We start from the raw sequence: 21,078 nt of genomic DNA, 5'->3' as shown, positions 1-21,078 counted from the left end.
CAGCCTCCTGGGTTCCGGATCGGCGCACCCGTGTCACTGCCCCGCCGGACGGGTCGTGGTGCTCGAGGGCGGGGTTTCGTCGCGGACCCGGGCCGTGGGCCCGATCACGACCGCACCCGCGGGGACGTCACGGGTGACGACGCACCCAGCGCCGATCCTGGATCCGGAACCGATGACCAAGCCCTGGTCGGTGCGGGCCACGATCAGCGCACCCGCACCGATCACCACGTCGTCCCCGATCAGCACTCGGTGGGGGGAGCCGGGTCGAGTCTCGGCCGCGATCGTCACGTTGTGCCAGATCTGGACGCGATCGCCGATCGTGACGTTGGGGTGGATGACGACGCCGAGGCCGTGGTGCTCCAACCTGAGGTCTCGACCTACGACGGCTTGCGAAGGCAGCAGACCGTGGTTCAGGTGGAAGTTGACCGCCTTGACCGCCTTCGCGGTGCGGAGGCGTCCCTTCGCGTGCAGGTGCCTCGAGAGCCGCCACAGCCGTGTCGCGCTGGAGGTCACGTGGACCGGCCGGTGGACGGAGCGATCCGGCGCGCGGCGAGGTCGTACCTGCGCGAGGGCCTCGCGAAGGAGGTACCGCGGCTCACCTCGCGAACGATCTCGTGCAACCTGCGGCCGAAGGTTTCCGAAGAGAACTTCTCGCCGTGGGCGCGCACCGCTTCGGCGTCGACGGCCGTGGGGTCGAAGTCCTCGAGCGCGCGGGCGAGCGAGTCGACGTGTTCGTCCTCGACGAACGTCGTCGCCGTCCCCTCGAGCCCGCTGTCGACGTAACCCCCCGCGCGCAGGACGATGGCCGCCTTGCCGAACCTGTACCCCTCGACGGGAGCGAGGCCGAAGTCCTCGTGGCCGACGGCCACGACCGCGCAGCAGTTGGCGTACAGCCAGCGCAGCTGTGCGTCCGAGACGTCGACGAGTCCCGTGGCGCCCCGGCCTTCGGCCCAGTGCGTAGGAAGGCCCCCGACGGCGACCAGACGAGCTCCTTTGACCTGCTCGACCGCTGCGCACACCAGCTCGGTGTTCTTGTAGGCGCGCCGACGGCCGACGGTGAGGAAGAATCCCGGCTCGATGCCGGCCACCGCCTCCAGTGGTCCTTCGCGGTCCAGGCCGGCCGGGGGGTGCACGACCTCTGCCTCGACTCCGTAGACCGTTTTGATGCGCTGCGCAACCGAGCTGGAGTTGGCCAGGTACACGTCGACCGACCCAGCTGCACGACGGTCCCAGCGGCGCAACGGCGCCAGGACGAGCGCGATGAGCATCCGCAGCGGGCGGGGGACTCGGGTGAAGTAGTCGTCGGGCTGGTACAGCCAGCGGGCCGGGTTGTGGCAGTAGACCACCTTCGGCCCGCGCGCGCCGAGCCCGTGAGCCCAGCCGGACGAGCTCACGAGGAGGACGCCTGGCGGCACCTTCGTGTAGCTGAAGACGGGAGCGAGCGCTGCGAAGGCCCGCCGCGGGTCGCGCCGGAACGTGGAGAAGCGGTTCAGCGCGGTGACGCGCACGTCGTGCCCCACGAACCCCGGGAACGTGGTGTCTGCCTCGTAGACGCTGGTGATGAGGGGCGCTCCTGGGAAGTGTCGTGTCAATTCGAGTGCCACGCGCTCACCGCCGCCGCGTTGGGTCAGGTAGTCGTGGGCGAGCACGACGGGAATGGTGAGGACTTCCAACCGGTCCAGGGCGATGGTCGTGGGAGACAAGTTCTCCGGCCGTTCACTCAAAGTGACGACGGGCATTGCGAGGACTTCTGGAGCCGTACCGATCGTGTTGCCGGGCAGGGACATCCAGGCCCCCTGAGACTCGTGGTGGATTGCGACTCCCCCAGTCGCTGCCGAGGACATTAGGACATCGCATGAGGGTCGTGTGAAGAAGGTGGACGTTCAACCTCACCACTCGATGTGACGTTCGTCACACTTGCGAAATGGTGCCTGAACGCGGAGTGAATTGTCGCTCTGGGTATTCACCTGGTTATCTAGAGTGTTTCCACGGTTTTCGTCGGTGCTCGATCATCAGCGCGACGAAAGCGCGGGCCGCCCCCGCCGCGGCCTCGACACACACAGGTCGGCGTACACTGGTTCCCGGTTGCCTCGGCGAGGGTGACGCGTGAGCGTCACCGTGATCGACGCGGTGGATGAGTCGTTGTTCTCTCCCGGGGCCTGTGCACGCACCAGACCCTGAGATCGAGGAGCCCCACCATGGCCGAGACCAAGCTCACCGCCGAGACCCGCACCAGCTTCGGCAAGGGCGCCGCCCGCACCATCCGCCGCGCCAACCGCATCCCCGCGGTCGTCTACGGCCACGGCGAAGCGCCGATCCACGTGTCCCTGCCGGGCCACGACACCATGATCGCGCTGCGCAGCGCCAACGTGCTGCTCGACATCGACCTCGACGGCACCTCGCACCTGACTCTGCCCAAGGACGTCCAGCGCGACCCGATCAAGGGCTTCATCGAGCACGTCGACCTCCTCGTCGTGCGTCGTGGCGAGAAGGTCACCGTCGACGTCCCCCTGCACGTCGAGGGCGAAGCCGCGCCGGAGACCGTCGTCCAGCAGGAGCTCACGACCCTCTCGGTCGAGGCGGACGCCGCGAACATCCCGACCGCCGTGGTCGCCAACGTCGAGGGCCTCACCGCCGGCTCGCACGTCGCCGCCTCCCAGGTCACCCTGCCCGAGGGCACCACCCTCGCGGGTGACCCCGAGCAGCTCGTGGTGGTCATCACCGCCGTCGCGACCGCCGCGCAGGCCGAGGCCGAGCTGGAGGCCCTCGAGGCCGAGGCCGGCATCGTCAAGGAGGAGCACACCCCGGTCGAGGGCGAAGAGGCCTGAGACCCGACTGCTGAAGGATCGCTCCCGTGAGTGACGTCTGGCTCGTCGTCGGCCTGGGCAACCCCGGAGCCGAGTACGAGCGCACCCGGCACAACGTCGGCCAGATGGTGCTCGACGAGCTGGCGTCACGCACGCGGGTGTCCTTCAAGAAGCACCGTTCCGGGGCCAGGGTCGCCGAGGTCCGCCTCGGCGTCCTGCCCGGCGGTGCGCCGGGGCCGCGGGTCGTCCTCGCGGCCCCGACCTCCTACATGAACGTCTCCGGTGGCCCCGTCGCCGGACTGGCGAAGTACTTCGACGTCGACGTCGAGCACCTCGTCGTCGTGCACGACGAGCTCGACGTCCCCTTCGGCTCCGTCCGCCTCAAGCGCGGCGGGGGAGAGGGCGGCCACAACGGGTTGCGCTCGATCTCGAAGTCGCTGGGGGACAAGGACTACGCCCGGGTGCGCGTCGGCATCGGCCGCCCGCCCGGTCGCCAGGACCCGGCCGACTTCGTGCTGAAGGAGTTCGCCACCACGGAGAAGAAGGACTTGCCCTTCCTGGTGATGGACGCCGCCGACGCGGTCGAGAAGCTCGTCGCCGAAGGGCTCGAGGCGGCGCAGCAGAAGTTCCACGCCCCCGCCTGAGCGGGCGGGGTCAGCCGTGGCTCGGCCGTGGACGGTCGAAACGGTCCCTGACCATCCGGTAGTGGTCGTGCAAGCGGACCTTCAAACCTTCCGGAGGTTCGGGGTTCTCGTAGACCTCGGTCCGCCAGTTCGCCCCGTACTTGCGGCGCAGTCCGGTGCGCATCTCGGAGGCGGCGTACCACCTGTAGTTCGACATCGTCGCCTTGGCCGTCGTGCCCCGCGCGTGGGTGAGGTACGCCCGCCGGGTGACGACGTTCTTGCCCCCCGCACGGGTGTTCCGGATGACGTAGTCGGTCATCCCACCCCAGCCGCGACGCGCGAAGTTGCGTTCGTCCAGCGGGCCGAGTTCGCGCCACCGGGACGCCGTCACCGCGAAGCAGGTGCCGTCGATGATGCCGGCCTCCACCTCTTCGGACGTAGGCGTGAAGTCCTGCGGGGCGCCCTTGAAGTAGCTGTTCTGCGGGCTGTAGACGTCGTCGTACGACGGGGCGACCAAGTCGCCGGGACGGGTTTCCAGGGCGGTGAGGAGCCCGGAGAAGAAGTTCTCGCTCAGTCGGATGTCGTTGTTGAGCGCGACCAGGCTCGTGCTCCCCCGCTCGAGGGCGTGCTCCATGCCGAGGTTCGTCCCGCGCAACCAGCCGAGGTTCTCGCCCGGCGTCAGCACGACGCAGTCGGGGAACTCCGCGGGATCCAGGTCACCTCCGTTGTCGACGATCACCACCTCGACGAGTTCGGATTCACGGCGGCAATCGGCGACAGCTTGTCTGGTGACGTCCTGCTTGTGGAAGACCGGCATGACAACTGCGGCTCGCTGCATGTTCGAGTCCTTCAAGTCACTTGAGGCAAGATCTGATGACCCAACGTGGTCATGCTAGGTGGCGGTCCTCAAGATCAGCAACAATCCTCCCGCAGCGGGGTGGCTGCCCAGGAGAACGTGCGGGCCGGCAGGAATCGCGGTCATCGTGACGTCGTGAACCAGCGCACCCTGACGAGGCCGAGGTCGTCGGCGGGCTACTGGCAGAGGCGCAGAGCGCCTACGACGTCGGTGACGTCGGCGGTGCTGAGCTTCGTACCGTCCGGCCACGTCGAGTACGCGACGGTCCCCGCGTGGCAGGTCACGAGGCATTGGAAGGCCAGACTCTTCTCCGGCTCGACGTAGCGGCTTGAGTGGCAGGACAGCGCCACGCCCGCGGCACTCGTGCGTCACCGGTCCGGACCCCGTCGGGTTGCTCTTCGTCATAGCCTGCGCGGGAGTCGTCGCCCGCTACCGCAACCAGGTCGACGCGCTGTTCCCGCGGGGTGCTGGCCGCGCTGCTGGACCTGCTGGTCGGCTGAGCGCTCGAGAACGCCGAAAGGGCCGCCGGGTGTCCCCGGCGGCCCTTTCGACGTTGCTGCAGGTCAGCTCAGTGCGAGCGACCCGGCTTGCGACGGCTCGCGACGACCATCGCGGCGCCCCCCAGCACGAGGACGGTGCCGGCGGCGGCCCAGGGCAGGACGTCGGCGCCGGTGTAGGCCAGCTCGTCGTTGGAGTTGCCCACGGCGGCCGGGGTGGTGGAGCGCGACGGGGTGGTGGAACCCCCGGTGGTCGGGCTCGCCGAGGGCGTCACGACGTCCGACACGGTCGGCGTCGGGGTCGACGGGGCGTAGTTGTCGGCGAAGGCCGCCCCGGAGGTGGCGCCGAGAGCGGCGACGGTCAGAACGCCGGCAGCAGCCAGCCGGGCGGTGGTCTTGCGCACGTGGTCCCCCCACTTTCGAATGCCCCGCAGAACCCAGTGATCGCGGAGCGGACCCCAGGATGACGGAACGTCACCCCTGTAGTCCAGTCAATCGGTCCATTCTCGGCCCGTGTTGTGACGAGAGTGACCACTTCTACACGTTCGGGTGAACCCTCACGGAGTACAGCTACCGGTAGTGAGGGCCGGTGCGGTTGCGGTGCTGGGTCCCGTGACCGTCCGGGGGAGGGCGTCGGCCGCACCGCTCAGCTCCCACCTCACGACCACCGGCGCACCCGGGGGGACGTCGACGGTCAGGCGCACCAGCCGCCAGCCCTCCTCGCCGTCCACCGCGGTCCCGACCACCTGGCCGTCCACCGTGACCCGGTCCAGGCCGACCCACGGCGCGACCCAGAACGACACCGTGTCCTGCGCGGTGCGCTTGCCGATCGCCGAGCGGGCCGTCGCGTTGGCGACGTAGGCCGGGATCGTCTCGGGCACCGTGTTCGTCAGGGTCAGCTGCACCGACGAGGTCGCCGAGCCGACCTTCGCGCACGGCGCGGAGACCTCGACCGCCGGCTGCAACCAGAAGTCCAGCTTGGACGGTTCGGTGTTCGTCAGCCCGATCCGGGCCACCGGTCCGGCGCTCGCCGGGTCGCCCAGCACCCCGGCGACCCCCGCCGCGACGAGCGCGTCCTGCTCCTGCGCCCGGGAGGACCACACCGCGAGGTGTCCGGAGTCGATCGCGGTGCGGGCACCGTCCAGGGCCGTCGTCGACAGCCCGTCGGAGAGCACGGCCTCGAACGCGGCGGCCGAGGTCGCCGCCAGGAACGCCTTGCGCGCGTCGTTGTCGGCGCCGTAGGTGACGTAGGCGTCGTACATCAGGGTCTTGGCGATGTCCGCGGTGGCGACGTCCCCGAACGGGCCGAGACCCAGCGCGGCGTGGTCGGGGCCCAGCAGCTGGCCGAGCCCGACCGGGTCCACGAAGACGACGACGTCGGGGGTGGGGAGCCCACCGTCGGTGAACAGCGAGGAGGTGAGGACACCCGCCTCGTCGGCACTGCCCCCCGCGGTGACGTTCTGGATGATCGCCGCGTCCTGCCCGTAGAGGGCTGCGAACTCCGCACCGACCGCGGCGACGTCCGCGCGGGCGTCGTAGAGCTCGGCGTCGGTGCCGGTCCGGGTGAGGGAGATCTTGCCCTGGTCGACGCTCAGGTAGGCGTAGGCGCCCACGATGCCCTGCACCGGCCGGATCTCCGCGGGGTTGGTGAAGGCGACGAGGAAGGTCCGCGCGCCGTCCGCCCCCAGCAGGGAGGGCAGCTGAGGCAGCACCTCGGCCGCGGTGTCCAACGGGCCGGCGACGTCGTCGAGCTGCCGGGAGACCGGTTCGAGGCGGTCCGCGATGACGCCCAGCACCGCGGCGCGCTCGCCTTCCGCCAGCGCTGTCCGCGCGGCGGCGACCCGCGCCTGGTAGTCGGTGACGATCGGTGTCAGCTGCGCGATCGCGGCGACGTTCACCGTCTGGTCCGCCGAGACGAGACCGTCGCCCACGACGGCCTCGGCGCTCCCGAGGGCGTCCGGCAGCGGCTCGGTGAGCAAGGCCGCGGCGTGCGCGCCGCCGCGGACGGCCGCCAGCTGGGCGCCGAGCCAGGGGAGGTGCTCGGCGAGGCGGTAGGGGAGCTGGCCGGTGGCCCGGTCCGCGGCGGCCGCGTCGTCCTTGACCCCCTCCGCGCGCTCCTGCGCGCCGGCGAAGTCCTTGTCGCGCACCTGCCGCTCCAGGGCGGGGGCGGCGTCGGCGACCTTCTGCAGGGACCGGCCGGCCTGCACGCCGGCGACGGCGACCGCGACGGCCCAGGCCAGGAGGAGCAGGACCAGGACGCCGAGCACGATCCGCAGCGGGCGGTGCCGCCGGCCGCGGCCCTCCCGGGGCAGTGCGCGGCGGGTCGGCGACGGCTCGTCGGGGGACTGCTCGGAGTAGCCGGACACGCCGCGACAGTAGCGAGTGCGGCGGCGCGGCCGGTCCGGCGACGCTCACGGAGGGCTCGTGTCGGAGGGCGGACGTAGGCTGGCCGCACCCCTCCCACCCCGAACTTCCCCGCGAAGACCTCCCCGTACGACCCCCGCACCTGAAGACACGGAGTGTTCGTGAGCCTCAACGGCCTGCTCGACGTCCTGCGCACCGAATCCGCTGTCCGCGCCGCCGTCGAGACCGCGCACGAGGGCGGGAGTTCCGCGCTCGACGTCGTCGCCCCCCTCGGGGTCCGTCCCGCGCTGATCGCGGCCTTCGCCGCCGAACGCCCGCTCCTCGTCGTCACCGCGACGGGCCGCGAGTGCGAGGACATGGTCACCTGGTTGCGGTGCTACCTGCCGGCCGACCAGGTCGCGGAGTTCCCGGCCTGGGAGACGCTGCCGCACGAACGGCTCTCCCCGCGCAGCGACACCGTGGCCCAGCGCCTCGCCGTGCTCCGCCGCCTCGCCCACCCCTCCCCGGACGACCCGACGACGGGGGAGGTCCGCGTCGTCGTCGCCCCCGTGCGCGCCGTGCTGCAGCCGCTGGTCAAGGGCCTCGCCGACCTCGAACCCGTCCGGCTGCGGGCCGGTGACGACGCCGGGCTGGACGCCTCCGTCGCGGCGCTCGCGGCCGCCGCCTACGCGCGCGTGGACATGGTGGAGCGGCGCGGCGAGTTCGCCGTCCGCGGCGGCATCCTCGACGTCTTCCCCCCGACGCGGCCGCACCCGCTGCGCGTGGAGTTCTTCGGCGACGAGGTCGAGGAGGTCCGGTCCTTCTCCGTGGCCGACCAGCGCACCCTCGAGGTCGAACCCGACGGGGTGTGGGCCCCGCCGTGTCGCGAACTGCTCCTGACGCCCCTGGTCCGCGAACGCGCCCGGGCCCTGATGGAGACCTTGCCCGGCGCGGCCGACGTCCTGGCCAAGATCGCCGAGGGGATCGCGGTCGAGGGCATGGAGTCGCTGGCCCCGGCCCTGGTCGACGGGATGGAACCGCTGCTCGACGTGCTGCCCGCGGGCACCCACGTCGTGCTGGCCGACCCGGAGAAGGTCCGCTCCCGGGCCCACGACCTCGTGGCGACCGGGGCGGAGTTCCTCGACGCCGCCTGGATGAACGCCGCCGCCGGTGGGGCGACCCCGGTCGACCTGGGCTCCTCCTCCTTCGCGACGCTGGCCGAGGTCCGCGGCCACGCCGAGCTCACCGGCCGTCCCTGGTGGTCGATCACCTCGCTGGACTCCGACGGGGACCTGCGCGACCTCGAGGACGTCCGGATCCTACGCGTCGCCGCCCGCGACGTCACCGGCTACCGCGGCGAGGCGGAGAAGGCGCTGGGGGAACTGCGTGACCTCGCCTCCGCGGGCTGGCGCATCGTCGTGACGACCGAGGGACACGGCCCCGCGAAGCGTCTCGTCGAGATGCTCTCCGGCGAGGACGTCCCGGCCCGCCTCGTCGACGACCTCCTCGAGGAACCCGCGCCGTCGATCGTGACGGTCACGACCGCCACCGTCGAGCACGGGTTCGTCGCGGAGACGTTGAAGACCGCGCTGGTCACCGAAGCCGACATCACCGGCGTGGGCGGGCAGTCCACCAAGGACATGCGGCGGATGGCCCCGCGTCGTCGCCGCAACGCCGTCGACCCGCTGGCCTTGCGTCCCGGCGACTTCGTCGTGCACGAACAGCACGGCGTCGGCCGGTTCATCGAGATGGTGCAGCGGACGATCCAGGGCGCGACGCGGGAGTACCTCGTCCTCGAGTACGCGCCGAGCAAGCGCGGCCAGCCCGGTGACCGCCTGTTCGTCCCCTCCGACACCCTCGACCAGGTCACCAAGTACACCGGTGGTGAGGCGCCGACGCTGTCCAAGATGGGCGGTTCGGACTGGTCGAAGACGAAGAACAACGCCCGCCGGGCGGTCAAGCAGATCGCCGGCGACCTCATCAAGCTGTACTCGGCCCGGATGGCGACCAAGGGGTACCAGTTCGGCCCCGACACCCCGTGGCAGCGCGAGCTCGAGGACGCCTTCCCCTACGTCGAGACGCCGGACCAGCTGGCCAGCATCGACGAGGTCAAGGCCGACATGATGAAACCGGTCCCGATGGACCGCCTCATCTGCGGTGACGTCGGGTACGGCAAGACGGAGATCGCGCTGCGCGCCGCGTTCAAGGCCGTGCAGGACGGCAAGCAGGTCGCCGTCCTGGTGCCGACGACGCTGCTGGTGCAGCAGCACTTCAAGACCTTCGCCGAGCGCTTTGCCCAGTTCCCCGTCGTCGCGAAACCGTTGTCCCGCTTCACCCCGGGCAAGGAAGCGAAGGAGACGATCGCCGGCCTGGCCGACGGTTCCGTCGACATCGTCATCGGCACCCACCGCCTGCTCAGCGGCGAGATCCAGTTCAAGGACCTCGGCCTCGTCGTCGTCGACGAGGAACAGCGCTTCGGCGTCGAGCACAAGGAGGCGCTGAAGACGTTGCGCACCAACGTCGACGTGCTGGCGATGAGCGCGACACCGATCCCGCGCACGCTCGAGATGGCCGTGACGGGCATCCGTGAGATGTCGACGCTGGCGACCCCGCCGGAGGAACGCCACCCGGTCCTGACCTACGTCGGGGGCCAGGAGGAGAAGCAGATCACCGCGGCCATCAAGCGGGAACTCCTGCGTGAGGGCCAGGTGTTCTACGTCCACAACCGGGTGCAGTCCATCGAGCGCACCGCGGCCCGGTTGAAGGAACTCGTCCCCGAGGCGCGGATCGCGACCGCACACGGTCAGATGGGCGAGCACCGCCTCGAACAGGTCGTCGTCGACTTCTGGGAGAAGCGCTTCGACGTCCTGGTCTGCACGACGATCGTCGAGACCGGTCTTGACATCTCCAACGCGAACACGCTCATCGTGGAACGCGCGGACGCCATGGGTCTCTCGCAGCTGCACCAGCTGCGCGGCCGGGTCGGGCGCGGCCGGGAACGGGCCTACGCCTACTTCCTGTTCCCGCCGGAGAAGCCCCTCACCGAGACCGCGCACGACCGGCTCGCGACGATCGCCCAGCACACCGACCTCGGGTCGGGGATGGCCGTCGCGATGAAGGACCTCGAGATCCGCGGAGCCGGGAACATGCTCGGCGGTGAGCAGTCCGGGCACATCGCAGGGGTCGGTTTCGACCTCTACATGCGGATGGTGGCCGACGCCGTCGCCGACGCGCGCAACCAGGTGTCCGGGGCCGGGAGCGACGAGGAGCCGGAACCCACCGAGGTCAAGATCGAGCTGCCCGTGGACGCGCACGTGCCGCACGACTACGTGCCCTCCGAGCGGTTGCGCCTCGACGCCTACCGGCGGATGGCCGCGGCGAACTCCGACACCGACCTCGTCGAACTGCACGCGGAACTCGTCGACCGCTACGGCAACCCGCCGCAGCCGGTGCTCAACCTGTTCGAGGTGGCGAAGTTCCGCATCGTCGCCCGCAAGGCCGGGCTGCGCGAGGTGTCCTTGCAGGGCAAGCAGGTCCGGTTCGCCCCGATCGACCTGCCCGAGTCGCGCGAACTGCGCCTGAAGCGGCTCTACCCGGGGACGCTGCTCAAGCCCGCGTTGTCGGTGGCGCTGGTGCCGGCGCCGATGACCGCGCGGATCGGGGGCAAGCCGTTGCGCGACGCGGCGATGCTGACCTGGGCGACGGAGTTCGTGAACTCCGTGCTGCTGGAGCAGACGGCGGCGGTGGCTGCGGCCAACGCGCGCTGACCGGTCTAGGGCAGGAGGGCGGTCACGTCGATCGTCAGCGAGGCGGGTCCGAAGGACAGCGGGACGGCGGCATCGCCGTCCCGCAGGACGCGGTCGGCCCGGAAGACCCCGCTGTCGTCGAGGACGTGAACGCTGAGCGTGCGCTCCCGCGGGTCGACGATCCAGTAGTTCGGCAGCCCGGCCGCGGCGTACTTGGCCATCTTCAGCAGCAGGTCGTCCCTGCGGTTGGTGGACAGCACCTCTACCACCAGAGCGGGCGTTCCGGTGAAGCGCTTCTTCCCGGTCTCGTCCGCCACGGCCCACACCATGACGTCGGGGATGAACTCGTCCTTTGCGGGCTTCCACGCCCAGGTGACGGTTGCGTCGTGCGTCGCCGGGAGGACCGCGGTCAACGCGATCGTCAGAGCGACCGAGATCTTCTGGTGGTCCAGGTCGGGGCTGGGGGTCACGACAGCGAGACCGTCGATGTACTCACGGCGGGGATCCTCCGGCATCGCCTCGTACTGTTCCCAAGACATGGGCTCGCCAGACGGGAGCGGTGTGGTCACCGACATCGCGTTCGCCTCCTCCAGGTCGTCCGCTCGAGTGTAGGTCGGTGGGACACCGGGTGTCTCGCTTGTACGGTGCGCTCATGAGCGAGACCCCGGCCGGCTCCCGACTCCTCGACCTCGTCGCCGTGATGGACCGCCTCCGCTCGCCCGGCGGCTGCCCGTGGGACGCGCAGCAGACCCACGTCAGCCTGCTGAAGTACCTGGTGGAGGAGAGCTACGAGGTCGTCGATGCCGTCGAGAACGGGACGCGGGAGGACCTGCGCGACGAACTCGGGGACCTGCTGCTGCAGGTCGTCTTCCACGCCCGCGTCGCGCAGGAGTCCACCGACGAGCCGTTCGACATCGACGACGTCGCGGCGGCCATCGTCAGCAAGCTCGAACGCCGCCACCCGCACGTCTTCGCCGGCGAGGCCGTGGCCGAGGACCTGCAGGCGGGGTGGGACGCGATCAAGGCGACCGAGAAGGCTCGCGAGAGCGTGCTGGACGGCATCCCGTTGTCGCTGCCGGCGCTGGCCCGCGCCGACAAGGTCCTGGGGCGGCTCCAGCGCAACGGGCTGGACGACGCGGTCCCGGACGACGGTGGGGACGAGGAGTCGTTCGGCCGGGAACTGCTGGACCTGGTCCGCCGCGCCCACGCGTCCGGGGTGGACCCGGAGGCGGCGCTGCGCACGGCCACCCGGCGGCTGGAGACGGCCGCACGGGCGGCCGAGCGCGCGGCGGCCTCTCGGTAGGGTCCCCGACGTGACGAACGTGCTGGCCATCGACATCGGCGGGACGAAGATCGCCGCAGGCCTCGTCGGGGACGACGGGACCGTGCGGCTGGATCGCGAGGTGCCCACCGACCAGACGAGCGCGAGCGCCGTCGCGTCGGCGCTGGAGGACCTGGTCACCGACGTCCTGCGCTCGGCCCGGGAGCAGGGCCTCGAGGTGGCCGACGTCGTCGGCGTCGGGTCCGCCGGTCCCGTCGACACCGTGAGCGGCACCGTGCACCCCGTGAACATCGTCTCGTTGCGGGGTTTCCCGCTCGTCGAGCACGTCGCCCGGACCGCGTCGGACGCGCTGGGCCGCAGCGTCTCCGCCGCGCTCGCGCAGGACGGTCAGTGCTTCGCCGCGGCCGAGCAGTGGATCGGGGCCGCCGAGGGGTCGCGCTCGATGATGGGTGTCGTCGTGTCCACCGGCATCGGCGGCGGGATCGTCCTGGACGGCCGCATCCTGTCCGGCAAGACCGGCAACGCCGGGTTCATCAGCCACGTCGGGGTCGTCCTGGACGGGGAGCTGCTGCCCGGCTCGGGCGCCCACGGGGTCGTGGAGTCCTACGCCAGCGGACCCGCGATGGTCCGCGCCGGCCTGGCCCGGGGCTGGCGCGCGGGCGAGCAGGTCGACGCGAAGGTCCTCACCACCGACGCCCGGGCCGGCGACCCGATCGCCGTCGACGTCATCGCCCGCGGGACCCGCGCCCTGGCGTCGGCGTTCCTGTCCACCGCGGCGCTCTTCGACCTCGAGGACGTCGTCGTCGGCGGGGGAGTGGCCTCGGCCGGCGACGTCCTGATGGAGCCGCTGCGCCGCGCCTACGCCGAGCTCGCCGTCTACCCGCACCTCGCCGACGTGCGGATCAGCACGTCCGCGTTGCCCCGGATGTCCGGTCTCGTCGGGGCGGGCCGGCTGGGGTGGCAGACGCTCTCGCGGTGATCACCGCCCGAGCCACTAGGCTCGGACCGCAAAGCCCTGAACACGTTGTCGAGCATTACGAGGAGTGCGTGTGGCCACCATCGAGGCCGTCGGAGCCCGCGAGATCCTGGATTCGCGCGGAAACCCCACCGTCGAGGTCGAGGTCCTCCTCGACGACGGCACGTTCGCCCGGGCGGCGGTGCCGTCGGGCGCCTCCACCGGTGCCTACGAAGCCAACGAACGTCGGGACGGCGACAAGGGTCGCTACCTGGGCAAGGGCGTCGAGCAGGCCGTCGAAGCCGTCATCGACGAGATCGGGCCGGCGCTCGTCGGTCACGACGCCCACGAGCAGCGGATCATCGACCGGGTCATGCTCGACCTGGACGGCACCCCCACCAAGAGCCGCCTCGGCGCGAACGCCATCCTCGGCGTCTCCCTCGCCGTCGCGAAGGCCGCCGCCTCGGCCGCGGACCTGCCGCTGTTCCGCTACCTCGGTGGCCCGAACGCGCACGTCCTGCCCGTGCCGATGATGAACATCATCAACGGCGGTTCGCACGCCGACACCGGGGTGGCGATCCAGGAGTTCATGATCGCCCCGATCGGCGCCCCCTCCTTCCGTGAGGCGCTGCGCATGGGCGCCGAGACGTACCACGCGCTGAAGTCGGTGCTCAAGCAGCGCGGGCTGGCCACCGGGCTGGGCGACGAGGGCGGCTTCGCCCCCGACCTGCCCAGCAACAAGGACGCCCTCGACCTCATCGTCGAGGCCATCGGCAAGGCCGGTTTCACGCCCGGTTCCGACATCGCCCTCGCCCTCGACGTCGCCGCGACCGAGTTCCACGGCGCGGACGGCTACGACTTCGAGGGGTCCAAGCGCTCCTCGCAGTGGATGACCGGTTACTACGAGGGTCTCGTCTCGGAGTACCCGCTGGTCTCCATCGAGGACCCGCTGTCCGAGGACGACTGGGAGGGCTGGCAGCACGTCACCAACGACCTCGGTGGCAAGGTCCAGATCGTGGGCGACGACCTGTTCGTCACCAACCCCGAGCGCCTGCAGAAGGGCATCGACCTGTCCGCGGCCAACTCCATGCTGGTCAAGGTGAACCAGATCGGTTCGCTCACCGAGACCCTCGACGCCGTGGACCTGGCCCACCGCAACGGTTTCAGCACCATGATGAGCCACCGCTCGGGCGAGACCGAGGACACCACCATCGCCGACCTCGCCGTCGCCGTGGGCTCGGGTCAGATCAAGACCGGCGCCCCGGCCCGTTCCGAGCGCGTCGCCAAGTACAACCAGCTCCTGCGCATCGAGGAGGAGCTCGACGACGCCGCGGTCTACGCCGGCGCCAAGGCCTTCCCGCGCTCGGCCGCCTTCACCGGGCGCGCCTGACCGGATACCGGCAGGACACGGGAGAAGCTGGACCCATGGGTTCGCGACGACCGACTGCGCCTCGCGGCCCCCGCTCGGGCGGGACCGCGGGGCGCAGTGCTGCCTCCCGCCCCGGTCGGGGTCCGGGCAGCACCCGCCGCGTGGCCGGCGCCGCACCGGCCACCCGTCCCGCCGCCGCCGCGCGCGGTCGCAGCGGGGCCACCATGTCGGCGGCCGAGCGGCGGCGCACCCGCGGTCCGCGCGTCCTCGTGCTCTCCGTCGTCGCGCTGCTGCTCGCGATCTTCCTCGTGCCCAGCCTGCAGAAGTGGCTGGAGCAGCGGTCCGAGATCGGCCGGCTGAACGCGCAGATCTCCCAGCAGCAGACCGACCTCAGCGCCGCGCAGGCCCAGGAGCAGCGCTGGAAGGACGACGCCTACGTCATCACCCAGGCGCGCGAGCGGCTGCGGTTCGTGATGCCCGGCGAGGTCCCCTACGCCGTCGACGGTTCGACCGACGCCGACGAGGTACCACCGCAGCAGGCCGCGACGACCGTGCCGAAACCCTCCGCCGCCTGGTACGAGAACATCTGGGAGTCGTTGCGCCTCGCGGGCAACCCCGACAACGCCGCCCCGGCCAAGACGCCGGGACTCTCCGGCAGTTCCAGCTCCACCACCTCGAAGTGAGCCCGAAGTGAGATCGTCGTGACCGGTTCCACCCCCGCCACCCAGGCCGACCTCGACAGCATCGCCGAACGCCTGGGCCGGGTCCCGCGGGGAGTGGTCGCCATCGCCCACCGCTGCCGGTGCGGCCGCCCCGACGTCGTCGAGACCGCCCCGCGACTCCCCGACGGCACCCCGTTCCCCACGACGTACTACCTCGTCGACCCGACCGCCGCGGGCGCCATCAGCACCCTGGAGGCCGAGGGCGTCATGCGCGAGATGAGCGAGCAGCTCGCCGCCGACCCCGACCTCGCCACCGCCTACGCCGCCGCCCACGAGGACTACCTGCGCCGCCGTGCCGCGCTCGGCGACGCCGACGTCCCGGAGATCGAGGGCATCTCCGCCGGGGGCATGCCCTCGCGGGTGAAGTGCCTGCACGCCCTCGTCGGCCACGCGCTCGCCGCCGGCCCGGGGGTGAACCCGTTCGGGGACCAGACCCTGCAACGCCTAACCGCCGACGGTGGCTGGCCCGCCGTCTGCCCGCACGGGCCGATCGCGTGAGCCGCCGCGTCGCCGCGATCGACTGCGGGACGAACTCGCTGCGCCTGCTCATCGCGGACATCGCCGACGAGGGGTCCAGCGTGGAGATCGAGCGGACGATGGAGGTCGTCCGCCTCGGCCAGGGCGTCGACCGGACCGGCACGTTCGCCCCGGAAGCGTTGCAGCGCACGTTCGCCGCCGTCGACCGCGCCGCGGCGCTGATCGCGCGGCACCAGCCGGGGGCGATCCGCTTCGTCGCGACGTCCGCGTCGAGGGACGTCTCCAACCGCGACGAGTTCTTCGCCGGGATCCACGCCCGCCTGGGGGTCGAGCCCGACGTCGTCACCGGGGACGAGGAGGCCGCGCTGAGCTTCGCCGGGGCCACCCGTGAACTCGGCGACGCAGGCGCTCCCTTCCTCGTCGTCGACCTCGGCGGGGGGTCGACGGAACTCGTCCTCGGGGCCCGCGACGTCGAGGCGGCCCGTTCGCTGGACATCGGCTCGGTCCGGATGACCGAGCGGCACCTGCACGACGACCCCGCCTCACCCGGGCAGATCGCTGCGGCCCGCGCGGACGTCGACGCGGCCCTCGCCGCCTGCGACGTCCCGCTGGCCCGGGCCCGCACCCTCGTCGGCGTGGCCGGTTCGATCACCACGATCACCGCCGCCGCGATCGAGCTCGCCGAGTACGTGCCCGGTGTCCTGCACGGGGTCCGGCTCCCGCTCGACCAGGTCCGTGCGGCCTGCGACCGGCTGCTGCACGCGACCCGCGCCGAACGCGCCGCGATGCCCTTCGTCCACCCCGGTCGCGTCGACGTCATCGGCGCCGGCGCGCTGGTCTGGCGCACGGTCCTCGACCGCGTCGAGGCCGAGGCCGGGATCACCGAGGTCGTCACCTCCGAGCACGACATCCTGGACGGGATCGCCGTCGCCCTCGCCGGCCCCTAGCCGTGCTCAGCCGGGAGGGGTCGGCAGTAACGCCCTCAGCTCGTCGGGGAGCGCGCTCTGCAGGCGCCGCGGCGCCGTGCGGCGCCAGGCCTCGAGCACGACGGAGTGCAGTTCGGTCGGGTCCGCGCTCGCCAGCGTCACCTCCACCCAGCCGAAGCGGCCGACGTGCGAGGCGACCCGGTAGGTCTCCGCGTCACCGGCGATGAGCTCGGCCTGGTCGGGTTTCGAGGCCTTGACGGAGGCGACGCCGTCCTCGGTGCGGAGGATGACGAAGATCTTCGTCCGCACCCGGAACGTCGCCGCGCCCCACGTCTCCTCCTCGACGGCCTCGGGCAGCTCCAACGCCCAGTCGCGCAGGGTGTCGCTCGTCACCACGTGCAACAGCCAATCGCAGATCTGGCAGGGTGGGAAGCATGAGCACCGTGAGCGCAACGACCACCCGACGGATCGACGCGCCCGCCGAACGCGTCCTCGCCGCGCTGGCCGACTACCGCGGTACGCGTCCCCGGTTGCTGCCCGAGCAGTTCACCGACTACGAGGTCGTCGAGGGCGGGGAGGGACCGGGCACCCAGGTCCGCTGGAAGCTGCACGCGACCAAGAAGCGCGTCCGCGACGTCCTGGCCGTCGTCTCCTCCACCGACCGCCACGCCCTCGTGGAGAGCGACGAGAACTCCTCGATGGTCACGACGTGGCGCGTGGAGACCGACGGTCCCGACGCCTCCGAAGTCGTCGTGACCAGCGAGTGGAGCGGGGCGAGCGGCATCGGTGGATTCTTCGAGCGCACCTTCGCACCGCGCGGACTGGATCGGATCTACGGTGAACTCCTCGACAACCTCGCCGACGCCGTCGCTCGCTGAGCACCCCGCGACGGGTCGCCTCTTCCCCTCGCCCGTCCCGCCGGGGAGCGGCTGGCCGGGGGATCCCTCGGCCCCCGAGACCCCGGTCGCGCACGACGCGGCGCAGGTGCGGGCGCTGGCCGTCACCGACCTCGCCGTCACCGACCTCGTGGGGCGGGCCTGCGTCTGCCGGGCCTGCCCGCGGCTGGTGACCTGGCGCGAGGACGTCGCCCGGGAGAAGCGCCGCGCCTACCGCGACCAGCCGTACTGGGGTCGACCCGTCCCCAGCCTCGGCGTGGACGACCCCCGGGTGCTCGTCGTCGGCCTGGCCCCAGCGGCGCACGGCGGGAACCGGACCGGCCGGATGTTCACCGGGGACCGTTCGGGGGACTGGATCATCGCCGCGCTGCACCGCGCGGGTCTCGCGAACCAGCCCACGTCCGTGGACGCCGCGGACGGACTCGCCCTGCGGCGCACCCGGATCGTCGCGCCCGTGCGGTGCGCCCCGCCGGACAACAAGCCCTCGACGGCGGAGCGCGACACCTGCGCGGGCTGGCTGGACGCGGAGCTGGACCTCGTGGCCCCGAGCGTGCGGGTGCTGCTCGCGCTGGGCGCGTTCGCGTGGGCGTCCGCGCTCGGGTCGGCCCGCCGCAACGGGTGGGTGGTGCCCCGGCCGCAGCCGAGGTTCGGGCACGGCGCCGAGGCCGTCCTGCAGGGCCCGCACGGTCCGGTGCACCTCCTCGCCAGCTACCACGTGAGCCAGCAGAACACCTCGACGGGGCGTCTCACCGTCGCGATGCTCGACGACGTCGTCGGACGCGCGGCGCAGCTGGGAGGTTAGGGTGCGCTCCGTGCCGACGTCCCCGACCCGCGTCCTCGTCGTGGGGGGTGGCTACGTCGGGCTCAACGCGACGCTGCGGCTGCTGCACCGGCTGCGCCCGGGCGAGGCGGAGATCACCCTCGTCGACCCGCGCGGCTACATGACCTACCACCCGTTCCTGCCCGAGGCCGCGGCCGGCTCCATCGACGCCCGCAACGTCGTGGTCTCGTTGCGCCGCACGCTGTCGCACGTCGGAGGTGGGGCCGAGGTGGTCGCCGCCGACGTCGTGAAGATCGCCCACGGCGACCGCACCGCCCGCATCCGCTGCGCCGACGGCGCCGAACGCGACCTCGACTACGACGTGCTGGTCATGGCCCCGGGATCGGTCTCGCGCACCCTGCCGATCCCGGGCCTCGCCGAGCAGGCGATCGGGTTCAAGACCGTCGAGGAGGCCGTCCACCTGCGCAACCGGGTGCTCGCGCAGCTCGACCTCGCGGAGGCGAGCACCGAGCCGGACGGGCGACGTCGCGCGTTGACGTTCGTGTTCGTCGGGGGTGGCTACGCGGGGATCGAGGCCATCGCCGAGCTCGAGGACATGGCCCGCTACGCGACCCGCCTGCACCGCACGATCCGCCCCGCCGACCTGCGGTTCGTCCTCGTCGAGGCCACCGACCGGATCCTGCCCGAGGTCGGGTCGCGCCTGGGCCGCTACGCCGTCGACGTGCTGCGCTCGCGCGGCATCGACGTCGCGCTGGGCACCACGATGACGAGCTGCGTCGACGGCCGGGTCGTCCTCTCCGACGGCCGCGAGCTCGACGCCGCCACGATCGTCTGGACCGCGGGGGTGAAGGCGCACCCGCTGCTGGAGGCCACCGACCTCCCCCTCGACGAGCGGCGGCGCCTCGTCGTGGACGCCGACCTGCGGGTGCGGGGCGTGGAGGGGGCCTGGGGCGCGGGGGACAGTTGCGCCGTCCCCGACCTCACCCGGCCGGGTGGGTTCTGCGCCCCCAACGCCCAGCACGCCGTCCGACAGGCCCGCCGCCTCGCCGACAACCTCCTCGCGCAGTTGCGGGGGAGGCCCACCACCGACTACCGGCACACCTACGCCGGCTCCGTCGCCTCCCTCGGCCTGCACAAGGGCGTCGCGCAGATCTACGGGGTGCGCGTGCGGGGCTACCCCGCGTGGCTGGCGCACCGCGTCTACCACCTGTCCAAGATGCCGACCCGCTCGCGCAAGGCCGGTGTGCTGCTCGGCTGGGTGCAGGCGGCGCTCTTCCACCGCGAGGCCGTGGCGATGGCGGCGTTGTCCGACCCGTTCGCCGAGTTCGAGCGGGCGGCGAGATCCTGAGAGGATGACCCCGCGCAGGCTGCGACACCGTGGCCTGTCCAGGCCCGGGTGGCGTAACTGGTAGGCGCACGGGGCTTAAACCCCCGGGCCGTTCGCGGCGTGCGGGTTCGATCCCCGTCCCGGGTACTTTCGTGACTGATCCGTGATCGGTGCAGGGAACCACGGCAGCTCCTCGGCCGTTGCCACCATCACTGAAGGTCTGCTCCGGAGGGGAGCCATGGAGAGCAAGAACCCGGTCTTCGCACGCAGCAAGGAATGGAAGAACAACGGCTACGCCACGTTCGACGCGCCCAGCAGCGCGCAGCGTCAGGCACCGCCGGCCGACGCTTCCGCCCGCACGCTGGAGGACTGGTACCAGAAGCCGTCCGCCACACCGGCGCAGTCGCGCCGGATGACCCTGGACGACGTCGTCGTCCGCACGGCCTCGCTGTTCGCGGTGCTGCTCGTCGGCGCGGCGCTCGCGTGGTTCGGCGACCTGACCCTGCTCCCGGCGATCGGCGCGGCCCTCGTCGCGATGGTCCTGGGCCTGTGGGCGCAGATGTCCAAGAAGGTCCGCCCGGGCGTGATGTTCGCCTACGCGGCCTTCGAGGGTCTCTTCGTCGGGGCGATCTCGCACGCGTACGCGTCGTTCTACGACGGCATCGTCGGGCAGGCCGTCATCGGCACCCTCGGGGCCTTCGCCGGGATGCTCATCGCCTACAAGACGGGCATCGTCCGCAACAGCCCGCGCTTCACCAAGATCCTGATGATCGCGGGGATCGGCTACCTCGTCTTCGGGCTCGCGAACCTCGCGTTCTCGCTGCTCGGCGGCACCAGCGTCTACTCCGTCGGCGGCCTGGGGATCCTCGTCAGCGCCTTCGGCGTCGTCCTGGCCTCGCTGTTCCTGGTCCTCGACTTCGACTACATCGAGCAGGGCGTCAAGAACGGCCTGCCGGTGAAGGAGTCCTGGCGCGCGGGCTTCGGCCTGATGGTGACGCTGGTCTGGCTGTACCTGGAGATCCTCCGACTGATCTCCATCCTGCGCGGCAACAACTGACCATGTCCGACCACGACGAGCTCGGTGCGCAGGACCTGCGGGTCCAGCGCACCGAGCTCTCGCGTTTCCTGGACCTGCAGGCCGACCGCGTCCGGGGTCTTCCCCTCGCGCGGCTCGACCGGCCGAGATCCCCGGACGGGCCCAGCCCCGCGGACGCCGTCCGGTCCGCGGCCCAGGCGCTCGCCGACCTCGCCGCCGACGCCGAGGGTGAACCCCGCCGCCCGTTGCCGAGGCTGGCCACCCACGGGATCGGCGACCAGCTCGCCGTCGTCGGCCACGACGTCGTGCACTTCGGTGACGCCGCGGCGCTCGCCGCCGCCCACGACGTGGTCGTGGCGGTGCGCCGGGCGCTGTAGGTCGCGACCGCCGCGTCGACTGGAGCGTTCCGCGGCTGTGTGAGCTCCTCGGAGACGC

21 protein-coding genes and 1 tRNA gene are annotated in these 21,078 nt (G+C 71.8%); 15 read left to right on the top strand and 7 right to left on the bottom strand.

Going from position 1 to position 21,078, the window contains the following annotated elements; genetic code table 11:
• Positions 1-33: 33 nt before the first annotated feature.
• Both AC0I8G_RS13655 and AC0I8G_RS13650 read right to left on the bottom strand, forming a co-directional pair.
• Complete coding sequence (locus tag AC0I8G_RS13655; protein ID WP_471730386.1) at positions 34-513, bottom strand: LbetaH domain-containing protein; 480 nt, start codon at positions 511-513, stop codon at positions 34-36.
• Complete coding sequence (locus AC0I8G_RS13650; RefSeq protein WP_471730385.1) at positions 510-1,703, bottom strand: glycosyltransferase; 1,194 nt, start codon at positions 1,701-1,703, stop codon at positions 510-512. The genes AC0I8G_RS13655 and AC0I8G_RS13650 overlap by 4 nt, the downstream gene beginning before the upstream one ends.
• Positions 1,704-2,198: 495 nt before the next feature.
• On the opposite strand from AC0I8G_RS13650, the gene AC0I8G_RS13645 reads away from it, so the two are divergent.
• Positions 2,199-2,828 (top strand): 50S ribosomal protein L25/general stress protein Ctc, encoded by a 630-nt coding sequence (locus tag AC0I8G_RS13645; RefSeq protein ID WP_328292499.1) that lies wholly within the window; start codon positions 2,199-2,201, stop codon positions 2,826-2,828.
• A gap of 26 nt (positions 2,829-2,854) precedes the next feature.
• A complete protein-coding gene (gene pth, locus AC0I8G_RS13640; RefSeq protein WP_471730384.1) occupies positions 2,855-3,451 on the top strand; it encodes an aminoacyl-tRNA hydrolase in 597 nt (198 codons plus the stop codon).
• Positions 3,452-3,461: 10 nt separating this feature from the next.
• On the opposite strand, the gene AC0I8G_RS13635 is transcribed toward pth, so the two are convergent.
• The 3 genes from AC0I8G_RS13635 to AC0I8G_RS13625 form a co-directional block, all read right to left on the bottom strand.
• Entirely contained in the window at positions 3,462-4,268 is an 807-nt protein-coding gene (locus tag AC0I8G_RS13635) for a glycosyltransferase (protein WP_471730383.1), read from the bottom strand.
• A 586-nt stretch (positions 4,269-4,854) separates the two neighbouring features.
• On the bottom strand, positions 4,855-5,187 hold the full coding sequence (locus AC0I8G_RS13630) for a hypothetical protein (RefSeq protein ID WP_380258926.1): 333 nt from the start codon (positions 5,185-5,187) through the stop codon (positions 4,855-4,857).
• Between the two features lie 153 nt (positions 5,188-5,340).
• Entirely contained in the window at positions 5,341-7,149 is a 1,809-nt protein-coding gene (locus tag AC0I8G_RS13625) for a DUF4012 domain-containing protein (RefSeq protein WP_471730382.1), read from the bottom strand.
• A gap of 159 nt (positions 7,150-7,308) precedes the next feature.
• Here AC0I8G_RS13625 and mfd point away from each other — a divergent pair, with 159 nt between their 5' ends.
• Complete coding sequence (gene mfd, locus AC0I8G_RS13620) at positions 7,309-10,893, top strand: transcription-repair coupling factor (protein WP_471730381.1); 3,585 nt, start codon at positions 7,309-7,311, stop codon at positions 10,891-10,893.
• Positions 10,894-10,898: 5 nt separating this feature from the next.
• Here mfd and AC0I8G_RS13615 read toward each other — a convergent pair whose 3' ends face one another.
• Positions 10,899-11,411 (bottom strand): Uma2 family endonuclease, encoded by a 513-nt coding sequence (locus AC0I8G_RS13615; protein ID WP_471730380.1) that lies wholly within the window; start codon positions 11,409-11,411, stop codon positions 10,899-10,901.
• Between the two features lie 113 nt (positions 11,412-11,524).
• Between AC0I8G_RS13615 and AC0I8G_RS13610 the strand changes: the two genes are divergently transcribed.
• The 6 genes from AC0I8G_RS13610 (at position 11,525) to AC0I8G_RS13585 (ending at position 16,624) form a co-directional block, all read left to right on the top strand.
• Complete coding sequence (locus tag AC0I8G_RS13610) at positions 11,525-12,175, top strand: nucleoside triphosphate pyrophosphohydrolase (protein WP_471730379.1); 651 nt, start codon at positions 11,525-11,527, stop codon at positions 12,173-12,175.
• Between the two features lie 10 nt (positions 12,176-12,185).
• Positions 12,186-13,133, top strand: a complete 948-nt coding sequence (locus tag AC0I8G_RS13605) for an ROK family protein (protein WP_471730378.1) — start codon at positions 12,186-12,188, stop codon at positions 13,131-13,133.
• A gap of 70 nt (positions 13,134-13,203) precedes the next feature.
• Positions 13,204-14,499: a phosphopyruvate hydratase gene (eno, locus tag AC0I8G_RS13600; RefSeq protein ID WP_471730377.1), complete on the top strand. Its 1,296-nt coding sequence runs from the start codon at positions 13,204-13,206 to the stop codon at positions 14,497-14,499.
• A 140-nt stretch (positions 14,500-14,639) separates the two neighbouring features.
• Entirely contained in the window at positions 14,640-15,161 is a 522-nt protein-coding gene (locus tag AC0I8G_RS13595; RefSeq protein WP_471730376.1) for an FtsB family cell division protein, read from the top strand.
• 18 nt (positions 15,162-15,179) lie between these two features.
• Positions 15,180-15,698, top strand: a complete 519-nt coding sequence (locus AC0I8G_RS13590) for a DUF501 domain-containing protein (protein WP_471730375.1) — start codon at positions 15,180-15,182, stop codon at positions 15,696-15,698.
• Positions 15,695-16,624, top strand: coding sequence for a Ppx/GppA phosphatase family protein (locus tag AC0I8G_RS13585; RefSeq protein ID WP_471730374.1), 930 nt, complete (start codon positions 15,695-15,697; stop codon positions 16,622-16,624). Before AC0I8G_RS13590 ends, AC0I8G_RS13585 begins: the two co-directional genes overlap by 4 nt.
• Positions 16,625-16,630: 6 nt before the next feature.
• Here the strand turns inward: AC0I8G_RS13585 and AC0I8G_RS13580 are convergent, their stop codons facing one another.
• Positions 16,631-16,999 carry an MmcQ/YjbR family DNA-binding protein gene (locus AC0I8G_RS13580; RefSeq protein WP_471730373.1) on the bottom strand — a complete coding sequence of 123 codons (369 nt, stop codon included), beginning with the start codon at positions 16,997-16,999 and terminating at the stop codon, positions 16,631-16,633.
• A gap of 38 nt (positions 17,000-17,037) precedes the next feature.
• On the opposite strand from AC0I8G_RS13580, the gene AC0I8G_RS13575 reads away from it, so the two are divergent.
• From AC0I8G_RS13575 to AC0I8G_RS13550, 6 genes are all read left to right on the top strand, one after another.
• Positions 17,038-17,481: an SRPBCC family protein gene (locus AC0I8G_RS13575; RefSeq protein ID WP_380161311.1), complete on the top strand. Its 444-nt coding sequence runs from the start codon at positions 17,038-17,040 to the stop codon at positions 17,479-17,481.
• Positions 17,441-18,301 (top strand): uracil-DNA glycosylase, encoded by an 861-nt coding sequence (locus tag AC0I8G_RS13570; protein ID WP_471730372.1) that lies wholly within the window; start codon positions 17,441-17,443, stop codon positions 18,299-18,301. Before AC0I8G_RS13575 ends, AC0I8G_RS13570 begins: the two co-directional genes overlap by 41 nt.
• 1 nt (position 18,302) lies before the next feature.
• Complete coding sequence (locus tag AC0I8G_RS13565; RefSeq protein WP_471730371.1) at positions 18,303-19,628, top strand: NAD(P)/FAD-dependent oxidoreductase; 1,326 nt, start codon at positions 18,303-18,305, stop codon at positions 19,626-19,628.
• Positions 19,629-19,670: 42 nt separating this feature from the next.
• Positions 19,671-19,754, top strand: a tRNA-Leu gene (locus AC0I8G_RS13560).
• Between the two features lie 91 nt (positions 19,755-19,845).
• Positions 19,846-20,664 (top strand): Bax inhibitor-1/YccA family protein, encoded by an 819-nt coding sequence (locus tag AC0I8G_RS13555; RefSeq protein WP_471730370.1) that lies wholly within the window; start codon positions 19,846-19,848, stop codon positions 20,662-20,664.
• A 2-nt stretch (positions 20,665-20,666) separates the two neighbouring features.
• Positions 20,667-21,020: a hypothetical protein gene (locus tag AC0I8G_RS13550; protein WP_471730369.1), complete on the top strand. Its 354-nt coding sequence runs from the start codon at positions 20,667-20,669 to the stop codon at positions 21,018-21,020.
• Positions 21,021-21,078: the final 58 nt, after the last annotated feature.

Source organism: Kineococcus sp. AC630 (assembly GCF_979255925.1).
This window is presented reverse-complemented; position numbering and strand designations above follow the sequence as displayed.

Excerpts from the sequence above, each read along its gene's own strand:
- AC0I8G_RS13645 (WP_328292499.1), top strand. The coding sequence starts at position 2,199 with ATGGCCGAGACCAAGCTCACCGCCGAGACCCGCACCAGCTTCGGCAAG.
- AC0I8G_RS13635 (WP_471730383.1), bottom strand. The coding sequence starts at position 4,268 with ATGCAGCGAGCCGCAGTTGTCATGCCGGTCTTCCACAAGCAGGACGTC.
- AC0I8G_RS13615 (WP_471730380.1), bottom strand. The coding sequence starts at position 11,411 with ATGTCTTGGGAACAGTACGAGGCGATGCCGGAGGATCCCCGCCGTGAG.
- AC0I8G_RS13610 (WP_471730379.1), top strand. The coding sequence starts at position 11,525 with ATGAGCGAGACCCCGGCCGGCTCCCGACTCCTCGACCTCGTCGCCGTG.
- AC0I8G_RS13575 (WP_380161311.1), top strand. The coding sequence starts at position 17,038 with ATGAGCACCGTGAGCGCAACGACCACCCGACGGATCGACGCGCCCGCC.
- AC0I8G_RS13555 (WP_471730370.1), top strand. The coding sequence starts at position 19,846 with ATGGAGAGCAAGAACCCGGTCTTCGCACGCAGCAAGGAATGGAAGAAC.
- AC0I8G_RS13550 (WP_471730369.1), top strand. The coding sequence starts at position 20,667 with ATGTCCGACCACGACGAGCTCGGTGCGCAGGACCTGCGGGTCCAGCGC.